General features: G+C 60.8%; 16 protein-coding genes and 1 other RNA gene. 3 read left to right on the top strand and 14 right to left on the bottom strand.

The window, feature by feature from the left end; translation table 11 throughout:
• Positions 1-81: 81 nt before the first annotated feature.
• Positions 82-873, bottom strand: coding sequence for a hypothetical protein (locus tag NE584_RS07165; RefSeq protein WP_256182464.1), 792 nt, complete (start codon positions 871-873; stop codon positions 82-84).
• 612 nt (positions 874-1,485) lie between these two features.
• On the opposite strand from NE584_RS07165, the gene NE584_RS07160 reads away from it, so the two are divergent.
• The 3 genes from NE584_RS07160 to NE584_RS07150 are packed head-to-tail and all read left to right on the top strand — an operon-like array spanning position 1,486 to position 3,112.
• On the top strand, positions 1,486-1,914 hold the full coding sequence (locus NE584_RS07160) for a hypothetical protein (protein WP_050622768.1): 429 nt from the start codon (positions 1,486-1,488) through the stop codon (positions 1,912-1,914).
• Positions 1,911-2,441, top strand: coding sequence for a hypothetical protein (locus tag NE584_RS07155; protein WP_050622769.1), 531 nt, complete (start codon positions 1,911-1,913; stop codon positions 2,439-2,441). Before NE584_RS07160 ends, NE584_RS07155 begins: the two co-directional genes overlap by 4 nt.
• Positions 2,438-3,112: a hypothetical protein gene (locus NE584_RS07150; protein WP_256182461.1), complete on the top strand. Its 675-nt coding sequence runs from the start codon at positions 2,438-2,440 to the stop codon at positions 3,110-3,112. Before NE584_RS07155 ends, NE584_RS07150 begins: the two co-directional genes overlap by 4 nt.
• Positions 3,113-3,405: 293 nt before the next feature.
• Here the strand turns inward: NE584_RS07150 and NE584_RS07145 are convergent, their stop codons facing one another.
• The 13 genes from NE584_RS07145 to NE584_RS07085 form a co-directional block, all read right to left on the bottom strand.
• A complete protein-coding gene (locus NE584_RS07145; protein ID WP_256182458.1) occupies positions 3,406-3,840 on the bottom strand; it encodes a hypothetical protein in 435 nt (144 codons plus the stop codon).
• Between the two features lie 14 nt (positions 3,841-3,854).
• Positions 3,855-4,220: a transfer-messenger RNA gene (ssrA, locus tag NE584_RS07140) on the bottom strand.
• A gap of 188 nt (positions 4,221-4,408) precedes the next feature.
• On the bottom strand, positions 4,409-4,936 hold the full coding sequence (locus tag NE584_RS07135) for a peptidylprolyl isomerase (RefSeq protein WP_050625366.1): 528 nt from the start codon (positions 4,934-4,936) through the stop codon (positions 4,409-4,411).
• A gap of 26 nt (positions 4,937-4,962) precedes the next feature.
• The gene (gene smpB / locus NE584_RS07130) at positions 4,963-5,424 is read right to left on the bottom strand and encodes an SsrA-binding protein SmpB (protein WP_050622771.1); all 462 of its coding nucleotides are present in this window, start codon (positions 5,422-5,424) and stop codon (positions 4,963-4,965) included.
• 102 nt (positions 5,425-5,526) lie between these two features.
• Positions 5,527-6,339, bottom strand: coding sequence for an NYN domain-containing protein (locus NE584_RS07125; protein ID WP_050622772.1), 813 nt, complete (start codon positions 6,337-6,339; stop codon positions 5,527-5,529).
• A gap of 53 nt (positions 6,340-6,392) precedes the next feature.
• Positions 6,393-7,061, bottom strand: a complete 669-nt coding sequence (locus tag NE584_RS07120; protein ID WP_242850264.1) for a thiamine diphosphokinase — start codon at positions 7,059-7,061, stop codon at positions 6,393-6,395.
• A gap of 330 nt (positions 7,062-7,391) precedes the next feature.
• Positions 7,392-8,552, bottom strand: a complete 1,161-nt coding sequence (gene dnaJ, locus NE584_RS07115; protein ID WP_050622773.1) for a molecular chaperone DnaJ — start codon at positions 8,550-8,552, stop codon at positions 7,392-7,394.
• 176 nt (positions 8,553-8,728) lie between these two features.
• Positions 8,729-10,585, bottom strand: a complete 1,857-nt coding sequence (gene dnaK / locus NE584_RS07110; RefSeq protein WP_050622774.1) for a molecular chaperone DnaK — start codon at positions 10,583-10,585, stop codon at positions 8,729-8,731.
• 41 nt (positions 10,586-10,626) lie between these two features.
• Positions 10,627-10,764 carry a hypothetical protein gene (locus NE584_RS07105; protein WP_154669718.1) on the bottom strand — a complete coding sequence of 46 codons (138 nt, stop codon included), beginning with the start codon at positions 10,762-10,764 and terminating at the stop codon, positions 10,627-10,629.
• 28 nt (positions 10,765-10,792) lie between these two features.
• A complete protein-coding gene (gene grpE, locus NE584_RS07100; protein WP_256182452.1) occupies positions 10,793-11,353 on the bottom strand; it encodes a nucleotide exchange factor GrpE in 561 nt (186 codons plus the stop codon).
• A 16-nt stretch (positions 11,354-11,369) separates the two neighbouring features.
• Complete coding sequence (gene hrcA, locus NE584_RS07095) at positions 11,370-12,443, bottom strand: heat-inducible transcriptional repressor HrcA (RefSeq protein ID WP_256182450.1); 1,074 nt, start codon at positions 12,441-12,443, stop codon at positions 11,370-11,372.
• Between the two features lie 206 nt (positions 12,444-12,649).
• Positions 12,650-13,498 carry an MBL fold metallo-hydrolase gene (locus NE584_RS07090; RefSeq protein WP_256182448.1) on the bottom strand — a complete coding sequence of 283 codons (849 nt, stop codon included), beginning with the start codon at positions 13,496-13,498 and terminating at the stop codon, positions 12,650-12,652.
• A gap of 53 nt (positions 13,499-13,551) precedes the next feature.
• Entirely contained in the window at positions 13,552-14,691 is a 1,140-nt protein-coding gene (locus NE584_RS07085) for a cysteine desulfurase family protein (protein ID WP_108979951.1), read from the bottom strand.
• Between the last annotated feature and the right edge of the window lie 117 nt (positions 14,692-14,808).

The following is a 14,808-nucleotide window of genomic DNA, read 5'->3' as shown; positions in this document are numbered from 1 at the left end:
AGAACGAAAAGTCTCACCCAGTGGATTAGAATACTGAACGCCCCTGAATGTGAACTGCGGTCAATCTGTTGCGTTCAGGGCTTACTTTTTCAAGCCATACAGGCTTATGGAGCTTCCGGCGGCCAGCGTGCCGGGCTGTCCTTCCTCGTCAAAGACAGAGACCAGGACGCTTTGAATCTGGACAAACTGGAAGTCTGTGCTACCGGTGGCCCGGCTGGTCATCACACTGTCATATCCGTAGTAGTGTCCTATGGAGAGAACAGAGACGCCGCCGTCTCGGTAGTGGTTCGGGTAGATGCGGGCCACGCCGGAAAAACCCCGGCTGGATTCAAATAAGGCGGCATAGGGTACTCCACGTCCGTTGGGGCCGGAAAAGCTGTGCAGGCCCTCATTGAACTGGAGCCCCGGGGTCCCGTTTTCCGCATAGGTAAGCGCCCCACTCAGCTCCAGCGCCCGGAATTTGGATAGATCGACCCCGGACAGATCAAAGTTCATCTCCGCCTGCTCGGCAGCGAGTGCGGCTGTCCCCAATTTTACCCAGCAGTTTTCGCTCCGCAGGGCCTCCGTGTCTGCGTCATGGGACTGGCTCAGGGCCCTGATCTGGGCGGCCAGCTCCGTCTTGTCAGCCTTTCCGCTCTCCAGGGCGGAGATGCGCCCCTCCGCCGCCGAGAGGGCGGTCTCGTCCGCCTTCTGGCTCACTACGGAGGACAGGTTGGTCACCGTGGATTTGTCAGCTTTTCGCCCCGCCTGCTCCGCCAGGGTGTGGAGCGCTCCGTCCACCCTGGCGTTGTCGGAGTTGAAGTCCACCCGCTCCACCTTGTCCGCGGCCTCCCACTGGGAGAGCCCATAATACTGAGTCTGTCCGCTTGCCATAAAAAATCCCTCCTGTCCTGACTGGGCCCGGCAGATCCGGACCCGCTCAAAACCGGAGGGAAAAGCTGTTTTGTGAGACGTTTCAATACAAATTATGGAAGTGAAGCGGAACTGTGCCCATTTCTGCCCCGCCTGTGCGGAAGCCCCGGTATTGAGAGAGGCGGCCCGATGGCGGCAGCGGTGTGAGACGCTGGTCAGTGCGAAAACCTTGCCTTGCCGTGCCGGTCAGGTCCAGGAGAGCTCCGCTCGGTGACTCCCGTACCGGGGGTCTGGGAAAGACGGAAGAACACCCCATCATCTGTCACGGCTTCGCCATGAAACCTTCCCCCTAAGGGGAAGGTTTTGGGCATGTGCCGGGATACCCGCTTCTAAAGGGAAGGGCCCTCCGGGCGTCCCTGGGACCCGTCCCCGCAAGATACGCCCCGTTTGAACAAGATGCATAAAAAATAGTTAAACTTTAAGTATGCGCCAATATAGCTTATAATTATTCATAGAATATGCACACATTTAAGGGAAAACTGTCGAAAATAATCGTATGACTTGACTCTTTCCTTTTATATTGCACCCCACTATAATTTTCCATATCGTATATTTAAAAGGGGGTAAAACCTTATGAACTTCTCAGAGCTGGATTTTGAGGCACTGGAGGACATCCCGCCGCTGCGCCGGCATTATGATGTCCCCCGGATCTCCATTACAGAAAAGGGAATGGTCTCGATGAACGGAGCCTTGAAAAGAGGGGTGGGTGCACAGAGAGAATTTCGTGCAAAAACTAGCCCAGACGGCCGCTACTTGCTCCTGTGCTCCGAGGAGACGCCCAACATCTGTTTTTCCGCCAAAGGAGGAAATGTGCTCCATCTTGACTTCAAACAGTACCTGGAAGCAAAGGGGATCTCCCTGCCTGCCCTTTACACGATGGAGTGGTGCCAGGAGCGGCGGGCCTGGATCGGCTGCTGTCAGGACCTGCCCGAACCCCCGGCCCTCTCTGCGCTGGATCAGCCCAAGAAAGTCCGAAGATCTGCGGCGAGGAGGAGCAGATGAAACGTAAAAAACGAGATTTTTCGCCCCGGGAACGCCGGCTGATCGATGGATTTATTAAAGATATCTGCCGGTCCATAGGGCTCCCCCAGGGGATCAGGGATCTGCACCAGTGCGCGTGGGAGGCATTTCTCTCAGTCTACCGGGACGCCCCCTTCGCGTTCTGCGGGGACGGCATTTCGGGTTGGAAAAGGGCTTACCTTATCATTCGGGAGGCCCTCCTTCAGGAGAAACGAGACCTCGATTTCTGGCTCTATGAGCAGGAGTCCCTGGATATCCCGGTGAGTCCGGAGATCCCAGTCCCACGGCTCGAGCTGCTGTCCATGCCCCACGGTGATTTTCAAAACAGCGTCTGCCTCCATGACTTTCTACACCGTATAAAGTCCCGGGATACCCGTCTTATGGCCTACGACTTGATGGCTGGAGATACCATCGACGAGATCCGGACATACCGCCGCTGGAGCAGGGATCACACCTATCGAACTTACAACAGACTGAGACTGAGAATGGAGGAGTATTTGAGCATATGAATCTGAAAAAAGAGAAGAGAGACGAAACAACGGCCAGCAGGCACATGAGCTACCTCACTATCCTGGGGACCTATATGACCATCTTTGGGACGGTACTGGGTCTGGTGCTGACGGTACTGGGTCTGGTGCTGTCCTGGGGCCAGCTGCGCCTGGCACACATCGAGTCGGAACGGGCCAGACGGGCCGAACCGTTGTCGTACTCTTTAGAGGCTGTAGACACCCATTACCAGTATGAGATCCAAAAAGATGGGGCGCCCATGTCCATCCCAGCCCCCTCCACCCGCCTACAGGTCAGCCATGGCAGCCTCCACTCCATCACTGCCATCTGTTTTGATGGGACGACCATGCATGAGCTGGCGCAGCTTCCCATCCAGGACAGTTGGGATGGGTGCGTTGTGGATGTCACTATGCCTCCAAAGGCCGTGATCCCAGAGGAGGGGCTGATCCATGACTATTTCTTCCTTTTCCTGGAGCCCACAGAGGGAGAGGGACGGCTGGATCTGATCTGCAATACCATTTCGCTGGAGACGCAGGAGGTGCAGAGCAGGGTATATCACCCCATCTCCCTAATCCAGCTGGGCTATCTCCCCGAGGGGCCGGTGCGGGAAATGCTCTCCGCCTATGCCGTGCTTCAGGAGAGGCTGGGAGATCTGGGCCTAATATCGGCCTGAAAAACAGCACAGGATCGAAGCGCGAGCCCAACAGGACGGGGGCCGCAGGACCAGTGCCGGCTTGCCGGTGGACGGCAAAGCCCCCGAAGGAGGCCGGCGAGCTGTATGGAGAAGGGGTAAAACCGATAGTTTGGCATTCCGAAACGGCGGCAGGAGGACTGCCCAACCGGCCGGCGCATGAATTCGGTGCAAAGCGGTGAGTTGCCCGGGGGCGGCTTTGCCGCCCCCGGGCATTGAAGTCACGAAGGGTGGAGCGACTAAAGGGCGCGAAACTCAAAAGAAAATGCGACTTGTCAAAACAAGCCGCATTTTCTTTTGCAAAGAGCGGTTAAAACCAATATTTCTGCCAGAAACGAAAAATAGCCGCCCGCAGGGCCGCCCACCACCTGCGAGCCCAGCGAAGCGGGTCGCAGGTGGAAAGGAGGAGCAGCAAAATGAGCGCGCTCTGACTTTTCGTGCGAAGCATAAAAAGTCGGAGCAAGCGATATGACGCTTGCTCCGACGTGGCAAGGGGTAACAATCCAAATCCTCTCAGGTCGTTTGCAATTTTTCTTGAGAAGCATCCAACCGGCCTTCTGGCCGGCGGCGCCTTTGCGCCGTACAAGCGTTTTGCCACAGGCAAAACCTTGGCACAGGGCGAATTCACTTCGCCCGAGCATTTCAATCACCGAAGGGTGGAGCGACCAGCGGGAGCGAAACCCAAAAGAAAATGCGACTTGTCGATACAAGTCGCATTTTCTTTTGGTGGAGGCGGGGAGAGTCGAACTCCCGTCCGAAAACGCTTCCCCAGGAACTTCTCCGGGCGCAGACGGTTATTTTGGGAGTCTTGCTCTCCCAGTTCCCTTTCCTGCCGGCAAGCCGTCACGCCGACGGGTCAGGTGAGCTTCATCGTTCATGGCCGGTTCAAAGCTTTGCCGGCGCACGTGCACCACGAAACGACGCCTGTTCCCGGGCCGTGGTCCTCCCGGGTCAGACGACCGCTATTTAAGCAGCGGCGAGAACGGTATCGTTATCGTTCTTTAATTTATAAGTTGCCCGTTTTCAGGTGGTCAGGCGCCACCGCCCGCTATTCCTGCTTCCGCGTCCCCGTCGAAACCGGTACGCCCCCTCGTCGTCACAAAGTCTGCTCAGCTCCGTTTCCGCCTGGCGGCGAAAGCTGCGCTGGCTCCCTTGCTCCTCCTCACCGAACCGGACCCGCTTGCGCTGGGCTCCGCTTCGGATGGCGGCTGCGCCGCCGGGCGAGGAGTTCATATTTTAACCCTGCGGGGCATTCCGCCCCGCAGGCTTAAAATTAAATCAGCACTTCTCCGGCTCGGGATAGTCCACACCGAAGGTCTCCACCGTGACCCGCTTCATGCGCTGGGGGTCACGGGGCTTGTCATTCCAGTCCCGCTTGGCGGAGACAATGGCGTCGGCCACCTCCATGCCCTCGATGACCTTGCCGAAGGAGGCGTACTGGCCGTCCAAATGCGGGGCCTGCTCCACCATGATGAAGAACTGGCTGCCGGCGGAGTTGGGGTCCATCGCCCGGGCCATGGACAGGACGCCCCGGTCGTGCTTCAGGTCATTGGGGAAGCGGTTTTGAGTGAATTCCCCCTTGATCTGCCAGCCAGGGCCGCCCATGCCGCTGCCGTCAGGGCACCCGCCCTGGATCATGAAGCCAGGGATGACCCGGTGGAAGATCAGGCCGTCATAAAATCCCTTCTGGATCAGGTGGATGAAGTTGTTCACGGTGTTGGGCGCGATCTCGGGGTAGAGCTCCGCCTTGATAACGCCGCCATTTTCCATTTCAATGGTGATGATGGGATTGCTCACTGGGATCATATCCTTTCTTATCCCCGCGGAGGGGGTCATCGGTTTCGGCTCTTGATAGCCCGGTCCATCTCCCGCTTGGCGTCCCGCGCTGCGGCGGAGTCACGCTTGTCATAGAGCTTTTTGCCCTTTGCCAGCCCCAGCTCCAGCTTGACCCGGGGGCCCCGGAAGTAGATGGACAGAGGGATCAGGGAGTAGCCGTCCTGCTTGATGCGGGCAAACAGCCGCAGGATCTCCCGCTTGTGCATCAGCAGGCGGCGCTGGCGCATGGGGTCCTTGTTGAAGATGTTCCCCTTCTCATAGGGGCTGATGTGCATCCCGATCACGGACATCTCTCCGTCCTTGACGACGCAGAAGGAATCCTTCAGGTTCACATGGCCCAGACGGATGGACTTGACCTCGGTGCCTGCCAGTTCGATCCCGGCTTCGTATTTATCCTCAATGAAGTAGTCGTGGTAGGCTTTGCTGTTTTTAGCCACGACTTTGACGGAATCGGCCACAGGAACACCTCCTCTCCATCTGCGCCTCCAAATACCTGGGGAGAATATAATGTACCACAGCCGTGGGGAAAATACAAGTGGAATCTGTGAACAGAGGGCCTTTTATTTATCCTTTCCCTGCTTGTCCCGCACATAGATGTCGGTGTTGTTGTCACCCACCTGGCGCACATCCACCTCGAAGCGGTCCAGAGATTTGATCATCTTGCTCAGCTTGGAGAAGCCGTAGTTCCGGGGGTCAAAGTCGGGCTGCTTCTTCATCAGCAGATTGCTCAGCTTGCCCATCAGCGTGTAGCCGTCCTCATCACACAAGTTCTCTAGGGAGTCGGCGATCAGCTCCACCATGTCCTGAGGCACCGCGCTGGCGGCAGGAGCGGAAACCGCCTGCTGGGCCGCCTTCTTGCTGCTCTTCTTGGAGCTCTTCTGGGGAACGGATTCCTTCTCCTGCTGGGCCGCCTGCTGGGCCGCGGCCCGGATGACCTCAATGTAGACAAATTTGTCGCAGGCCACGATGAAAGGCTTGGGCGTTTTTTTCTCCCCCATGCCGTACACCTTCATCCCCGCCTCCCGCAGGCGGGTGGCCAGCCGGGTGAAGTCGGAGTCGCTGGACACCAGGACGAAGCCATCACAGTTGCCGGAGTAGAGGATGTCCATGGCGTCGATGATCATGGCCGAGTCGGTGGCGTTTTTTCCGGTGGTATAGCTGTACTGCTGGATGGGGGTAATGGCGGTCTCCAGCAGGATAGACTTCCAGGTGGACATGTTGGGACTGGTCCAGTCGCCGTAGATGCGCTTGATGGTGGGGGTGCCGTAGACGGCCACCTCAGCCATCACATCCTTCATGGCGGTGCGGGAGGCGTTGTCCGCATCGATGAGCACGGCCAGCCTCAGGTCCTTCTCGCTGCTCTGGTCAGGCATGGGGGAGCTCCTCCCTTATAACAAAATAGTATTTCATTGCAAATTGCTCCTTTTCAGTCGCTCCACAGGGTGGGAAGCAGGTCATCCAGGGTCCCCCGGTCCTCCCAGGCCACCAAAAGGGAGCCCTCCTCCACGGAGATCCGGGCGGGCAGGCCCACGAACTCATTGCTGACCCCCAGGGGGAAGTCGCTGGTGAGCTCCGCGTGGTCCAGGGGGTATTTCAGACCCTCCAGGGTGACGCCCCGGGCAGTACCGCCGGCGCAGAACACGGAGACGAAGCCCTCCATGGAGGCGGGGAAGGAGAGCGTCCCTTCAGTGACCACGGCTGCCGCCTCGCCTTCTCCCAGCAGAACGCCCTGGGCCCCTTGGGCGGAGAGCCAGGAGAGCAGCTGAAGATTGGCCACCGTGTGGTCCAGACGCCCGCCCAGACAGCCCAGCAGCACAAAGCGCCGGTATCCCCGTTTCAGCCCCTGGCGCAGGGCGAAGCCGGTGTCCGTCTCGTCCTTGATCCTGGGGAGGCGGAGGACCTGGGGATGGTCTGGGACGGAGCCCAGCGAGTCGAAATCCCCTACTACAAGGCCGGGGTGGACGCCCAGCCGGGACAGGGTCTCATAGCCCTTGTCGGCCGCAATGACCAAGTCGCCAGGGACAGGCGTGAGGATGAAACCGGGGTCCAGGGGCATGGCCCCCACCACATAGCAGAGCGATGCATCGTTTGTCATATGGGTCTCCCTTCCGTGGACAGCAGAGCTGAGATGGGTGCCGGCCCCCAGGCAGGGATGGCGCTGGCAAGCTGAATGAGATCACGTTTTTTCTATTATAACATAAAATTTCCCCTTGTGGAGAAAAACATATACAGAAGGGGCGGAGAAAAGGAAACAGAAGGACATGCGCCCCGCAGAGGAAGAACGAGGCTGGGTCAAAAAATACGGGGCGCACGATGTGCGCCCCGCAAAGCTCCCGGCAACAGGGGTGGGGGGGGGGGGGGGGGGGGGGGGGGGGGCGGGGCGGCCGTACAGGGCCGCCCCGGACTCACCGATTGAGATCCGAACTTATTTTTTCCGTTTCCGCTTGTCAAAGAAGCCCTTGAGCCCCTCTTCCTCCTCCTGCGCAGGGATCTCTCCCATAGCGGCGGCGAAGGCCCTCAGGGCCTCCTTCTGCTCTCCATTCAACCCAGTGGGCACCGCCACCCGGACGGTGACGTACTGATCGCCCCGCCCGCGGCCCCGAAGCTCCGGGATGCCCTTTCCTCTCAGCCGGAAGGTGGTGCCGGTCTGAGTGCCGGCGGGCAGGTTGTACTTTACCTTTCCGTCAATGGTGGGGATCTCCAGCTCAGCCCCCATGGCCGCCTGGTAGAAGGAGATGGGCTGCTCATACAGCACCGTGGTCCCGTCCCGCTGGAACTGGGGATGGGGCTGGATATGGACGCCTACGATCAAATCGCCGGCAGGACCGCCGTTCTTGCCTGCATTCCCCTGTCCGCGCAGAGAGACAGCCTGGCCGTCATCGATGCCGGCGGGGATGGTCACAGCGATGCGCTTCTGCTTCCTCACGCTGCCCGCCCCCCCGCAGGCCTTGCAGGGGCTGTGGATGATCTTGCCGGTCCCCCGGCACTTGGAGCAGGGCGCCGTACTGGTGAAGGCAAAGCCGCCCGCCCCCCGCTGGATGCGGACGGTCCCGGTGCCCCGGCAGTCAGGGCAGATCTCCGCTGTGGTCCCTGACTCACAGCCGGAGCCGTGGCAGGCGTCACACTCCTCGGTGCGGTTCAGGTTGATCTCCTTCTCGCAGCCGAAGGCGGCCTCCTCAAAGGTGATGGTGAGGCTGGCCCGCAGGCTCTCTCCCTTCTGGGGGCCATTGCGCCGGCCAGCGGAGGACCCGAAGCCCCCTCCGCCGAAGCCGCCGAAGAAGGAGCCGAACAGGTCGCCCAGGTCAATGTCTCCAAAGTCTCCAGTGAAGCCGCCCCCGCCAGCGCCGTAGTTGGGGTCCACCCCGGCGTGGCCAAACTGGTCATACCGGGCCCGCTTCTCCTTGTTGGACAGGATCTCGTAGGCCTCGTTGACCTCTTTGAACCTGGACTCCGCTTCTTTGTCCCCCGGGTTCATATCCGGGTGGTATTTTTTGGCTAGCTTCCGGTAGGCCTTTTTGATCTCTTCGTCAGAGGCCCCTTTGCTCACGCCCAGGACCTCATAGTAGTCTCGCTTCTGTTCTGGCATAGTATCACCTCTATTCAGAGTGAAAAACGGAGCTGGGAAGGTGGAGATGAGCTCCTGCCTCCCCAGTGAAACGGGGTGCTCATCTCTTCACTCGCCACACTTCGCTCTTCCCTCTTATGGAAACGCAAGGGCGCGCAGGCGGGGCGATGCCCCGCCCGCGCGGACCATGAACGTTTTTATTTCTTGTCGTCGTCCACGACCTCATAGTCGGCGTCCACCACGTCGGGTCCGGCGCCGCTGCCGCCCGCCTGGCCGCCGAAATTGGCGCCGCCCATGTCCGGGCCGGGGCCGGCCTGACCGCCGTTCTGCTGATACAGCTTCTCGCTGACGGCGTAGAACGCCTTCGTCAGCTCCTCGGTAGCCGCCTTGATGGCCTCCACGTCGCTGCCCTTCTGGGTCTCCTTCAGGTGGTTCAGTGCGCTCTCCACGCTGTTCCTGTCGGACGCGGGGATCTTGTCGCCCATGTCCTCCAGGGTCTTTTCCGTCTGGAACACCATCTGGTCCGCCTGGTTGCGGATGTCGGCCGCCTCCCGCTGTTTCTTGTCCTCGGCGGCGAACTGCTCCGCCTCCCGCACGGCCTTGTCGATGTCGTCCTTGGACATGTTGGTGGAGGATGTGATGGTGATGTGCTGCTCCTTGCCGGTTCCCAGATCCTTGGCGGACACGTTCACGATGCCGTTGGCGTCGATGTCGAAGGTGACCTCGATCTGCGGCACGCCCCGGCGGGCGGGGGCGATGCCGTCCAGGTGGAAGCGGCCCAGGGTCTTGTTGTACTGGGCCATCTCACGCTCGCCCTGGAGCACGTGGACCTCCACGGAGGTCTGGTTGTCGGCGGCGGTGGTGAAGATCTGGCTCTTCTTGACCGGGATGGTGGTGTTGCGCTCGATCAGCTTGGTCATCACGCCGCCCATGGTCTCAATGCCAAGGGACAGGGGGGTGACGTCCAGCAGCAGCAGGTCCTTTACGTCGCCGGTGAACACACCGCCCTGAAGGGCCGCGCCCATGGCCACGCACTCATCGGGATTGATGCCCTTGAAGCCCTCCTTGCCGGTGAGCTTCTTCACCATCTCCTGCACGGCGGGGATACGGCTGGAGCCGCCCACCATCAGCACCTTGTGGATATCACTGCCAGACAGGCCGGCGTCGTTCATGGCCTGACGGACAGGGCCGGCGGTGGCCTCCACCAGGTGGGCGGTGAGCTGGTCGAACTTGGCCCGGCTCAGGGTCAGGTCCAGATGCTTGGGGCCGGTGGCGTCGGCGGTGATATAGGGCAGGTTGATGCTGGTGGAGGTAACGCCGGAAAGCTCGATCTTAGCCTTCTCGGCGGCCTCCTTCAGGCGCTGCATCGCCACTTTGTCGCCGGTGAGGTCGATGCCCTCGGTCTTCTTGAACTCGGCGGCCATCCAGTCCATGACACACTTGTCGAAGTCATCGCCGCCCAAGCGGTTGTTGCCGGCGGTGGCCAGCACCTCGATGACGCCGTCATCGATGTCCAGGATGGATACGTCGAAGGTGCCGCCGCCCAGGTCGTAGACCATGACCTTCTGGGACTCCTCCTTGTCCACGCCGTAGGCCAGGGCCGCGGCGGTGGGCTCGTTGATGATCCGCTTCACATCCAGGCCGGCGATCTTGCCCGCATCCTTGGTGGCCTGGCGCTGGGCGTCGGTAAAGTAGGCGGGGACGGTGATGACCGCCTCGGAGACTGTCTCACCCAGATAGGCCTCGGCGTCCGCCTTCAGCTTCTGAAGGATCATGGCGCTGATCTCCTGAGGGGTGTACTTCTTGCCGTCGATGCTCACCTTGTAGTCAGAGCCCATCTCACGCTTGATGGAGATGATGGTGCGGTCGGGGTTGGTGATGGCCTGACGCTTGGCCACCTGGCCCACCATACGCTCGCCGTCCTTGGAAAATGCCACTACAGAGGGGGTGGTGCGGTTGCCCTCTGCGTTGGGGATGACGACGGCTTCGCCGCCCTCCATGACAGCCACACAGCTGTTTGTCGTACCTAAGTCGATACCAATGATCTTGGACATAATTTCGTTCCTCCAATATGAAAAGATTTGTATTTACAAGGTCAAAAGATGAAAGAGAGCAGATAAAAGACAAAAGAGAACAGGAAGCACATGCTGGCCGTCAGAAACAGGGCGTAGACGGCCGGGTCCAGGCAGAGGCACTGCCGGCAGGCTTTTTTCCGGATCATGGGATCTCTCACTGAGCTGTCTCCTCCATTCTGTTTTTCGTCAGTTGGCGACCTTCACCATGGCAAAGCGGACCACCTTGTCTCCCAGCCTGAAGCCGGCCTGGAACACCTCGGCCACGGTATTTTCTCCAAAATTCTCATCTTCAATGTGCATTACCGCGTTGTGAAGGGCGGGGTCAAAGGGCTGTCCCAGGGCCTCGATCTCGGTGATGCCCAGCTTTTCCAGCACAGTCTTCAGCTGGTTCATGGTCATCTCCACGCCCTTTTTATACGCCTCGTCTGCAGTCTCCTGCTTCAGGGCCCGTTCCAGATTGTCGTACACCGGGAGGAATGCCAGCGCGGCGTCCGCCTTGGCGTCGTTCCAGATGGCCTCCTTCTCCTTGGCAGTCCGCTTGCGGAAGTTGTCGTACTCCGCCGCCAGCCGGAGATATTTCTCCTCCTGCCGGGCCGCCTGGTCCTTCAGCGCCTCCAGCTCATCCATCAGAGGGTCGGGGGCCCCGGCCTCCGCTTCGGCCGGCTCCTCAGCCGCTTCCTTCGCGGCCGCCTCCTCCAGCTGATCGTCCAGCTCGGGGGGCGTCTTGTTCTTTTCTTTCTGACTCATGGGCTATCCTTTCCTCCTATTCCTGCGCCTGCCCGTCCCCGTCCCCGTCTCCGGAAGGGAGCTCTCCCTTGCCGAACATCCGGGTCAGGCTGTCGGCGAAGTAGGACAGGCGGGCGGTCACCTTTGCATAATCCATACGGGTGGGGCCCACCACACCAATGACGCCCCGCATGTTGTCGCCGATGTCATAGCTGGCCATCACCACGCTGGTGTCCTTCAGGGCCTCGTTCACATTTTCCGGGCCGATAAGGATGTTCATGTTCCTGCCGCCGTCCAGGGCGACCGGCAGCTTGGATGCCTCCGACTCCTCTGAAAGATAGGTCATCAGCGGCTTAGCCTTGTCCAGGCTGTGATACTCCGGGTGCTCCAGCAGGTGGGTGATCCCGGCGGTGTGTACTGTCTTGCGGCTCTGCTCCTCCAGGATCTCCATGGCAAAGTCCACCACCAGGGAGATCATCTCAAAGGCACCTGGGGCGGAGTGGGCCTCCATCTTTTCCAGTGCCTCCAGCATCTCGGCCAGTTCCAGCCCCACAAAGGAGCTGTTGAGCACGGCGGAGAGCAGCTGGAGCTGAGTCTCGGACAGCTCTCCCGGCACCCGGATGATCTTGTTTTTCACCACGCTGGTGTCGGTCATCACCACCACGATGAAAGCGCCCTTCTCCACCATCAGCAGATCGTACCGCTTCACTGTCACCCGCTCTGGGCCGGCCGCGATGGAGAACACCGGGTAGTCGCTGATCTGGGAGAGGACCTTGCCGGCCTGGTCGATGACCCGGTCCAGCTCCTCCATCTTCAGGTTCAGCGCTCTGTTGATCCGCTCCGTCTCCTGAAGGGTCAGCTGGTGCTGCCCCATCAACTCGTTGACATACAAACGGTAACCTGCGGCGGAGGGGACCCGCCCGGCGGAGGTGTGAGGCTGTTCCAGCAGCCCCATCTCGGTCAGGTCTGCCATCTCATTGCGAATGGTGGCGGCGGACACATCCAATCCAGCCAGCTGGGCGATGGCCTTGGAGCCCACCGGCTCGGCGGTGTTGATATAGGTCTCCACGATGGCCCGCAGGACCCGCTTTTTCCGGTCGGTCAGTTCCATTGCACGCTCACCTCGGTGTTTTTCTAATTTTAGCACTCATATTCCATGAGTGCTAACGATAGAGTACCACCGGACCTCCAAATTGTCAATAGTTACTTTATGAATTTATTTTGAACAAACGGAAGAAGCCCTCTGCAATCTGTTTTTTGCAGAGGGCTTCTGAAATTGCTAATGAGTCCGTCCAAACATGGACGATATCCCGCTCCTTAAATACCCAGCCGCATTCCGCCGGTGAGGGGCTCCACCCGGTCCCCCAGCTCCTCCTTCAGCAGTGCAAAGGCGGCAGGACCAGTGCAGTGCCCCGTCCACAGGTACTCCACACCCAGCTCCAGCAGCGCGGCGGCCACCTGGCGGACATAGTCCGGGGGACAGTTGAGCGCATTGGCCCCAGGACTGAGCATATGCAGGCCGCCCAGCAGGGCATACACCCGCTGTCCCGGGAACTGGTCCAGCACGCCCTTCACGATGTTTACCACACCCCCATGGCAGCAGGAGTTGAGCACCACCAGCCCCCGCCCGGTCTCCAGCACCATGGACTGCTCGTGGGAAAAGTCGTCGGGCAGGAGCCGGTCCTCCCCCACCTTGCGCAGCAGATTGGGCTCCCGGCTGGCAAAGGGCCCGCCCCGGACGGTCTCCGGCGCCAGCCAGGCCCCGGGGCAGAGGGGGTACAGCCCATCCACCGGCACGAAGCGGTCCCGGAAGCCCTCCCAGATCTCCCGATGGATGCCCACAAATCTGGGGGAGCCTCCCGACTTGGAGTAGTAAGCCTCCCCCGCCTGGGGCCGTATATACACCGGGGCCCTGTCATTGAGGGCAAAAAAGGCCCGCAGGCCGTCGGCATGGTCGTAGTGTCCGTGGGACAGAGCCGCCAGTTCGACCCCATCCAAGTCCACCCCCAGCTTTTGGGCATTGTCCGCAAACCGGCCGGAGGAGCCCGCATCCAGCAGAAAGCGCCTGCCCCGGTACTCCAGGAAGAAGGACAGGCCGTGCTCCGCCTCCAGCCCCTCCCGGGCCGTATTTTCCATCAGGACCGTGATCCGCAGTTCCGGTGTCATCCCGCTCCACTCCTTTATTCTTTATTTGTTTTCTTCTGTGTCTGACGCTCCCCTCAGGACAAACTGGTGAACAGCTGGGCCTGAGCCTCCTTCAGCCCCTGGACCAGGGCGTCCACGTCCTCCCGGGCGGTGTCGTAGGAGAAGCTGATCCGCAGTATGCCGTCCAGCTGGGGTTTGGGCAGCTTCAGGGCCGCGTACACATGGCTGGGCTTGCCCTTGTGGCAGGCGGAGCCGGAGGAGACATAGATCCCCCTGTCGCTGAGGAAGCGGAGCACCACCTCGCTCTTGTAGCCGGGCAGGGTGACAGGGAGGATGTGTGGGGCGGTCCCCGCCCCGATCAGCTCCAGCCCCGGCACCTGCTCCCGCAGGGTGCGGGCGGCGTAGTCCTTCAGTTCCCGCATGTGGGCCAGGTCCCGCTCCAGGCTGGCCCGCCCCGCCTCCACCGCGGCGGCAAAGGCGGCGGTCTGGGCCGTGGGCTCCGTGCCGGAGCGCAGTCCCTCCTCCTGTCCGCCCCCCCGGATCAGCGGCGGCAGCCTCAGCCCCCGGCGGATATACAGGGCCCCGATGCCCTTGGGAGCGTGGACCTTGTGCCCGCTCACCGCCAGGGTGTCCACCCCCAGCCCCTCCGGGGTGAAGGGGACCTTCAGAAAGCCCTGGACCGCGTCACAGTGGAGCAGGGCGGGGCAGCGGGCCGCACGGATGGCGCGGGCGGTCTCGGCCACCGGGAGGACGGTGCCCAGCTCGTTGTTCACCAGCATCATGGCCACCAGGATGGTGTCCGGGCGCAGGGCCGCCTCCACCTGCTCTGCCGTGATGATCCCTTGCTGGTCCGGCTGGAGCCAGGTGACCTCATAGCCCTGCCGTTCCAGCTCCCGGATGGGCTCCAGCACCGCGGCGTGTTCGATGGCGGTGGTGATGATGTGTTTTCCTTTCCGCCGGTTCTTCTCCACTGCGGCGGCAATGGCCCAGTTGTCCCCCTCAGTGCCGCAGGAGAGGAAGTACACTTCCTCCGGGCGGCAGCCCAGGCCGGCGGCCACTTGTGCCCGATGCTCCTTCAGCCGTCCCGACGCCTCCTGGCCGAAGGCGTACCGGGAGGATGGGTTGCCCCACTCCTCCGTCATGGCGGTCACAGCCGCCTGAGCGGCCTCCGGCCGGGTCTGTGTGGTGGCGGCATTGTCCAGATAGTGAAACATGGTTCTGATTTCCCCCTGACGATCAAGTATTTTTCATAATATGCCCACTTCTGCGGAAAGTCAAGAAATCCCGCCTGCTCCGGCCTGACAGAAAAGCGCCCCAGTCCTTCCCCTCCA

Origin of the sequence: Clostridium sp. DFI.5.61 (assembly GCF_024462915.1) — a bacterium.
Classification (GTDB): Bacteria; Bacillota; Clostridia; order Oscillospirales; family Oscillospiraceae; genus Lawsonibacter; species Lawsonibacter asaccharolyticus.
Note: the sequence above shows the minus strand (reverse complement) of the source record. Positions and strands in the feature narration are given on the sequence as shown.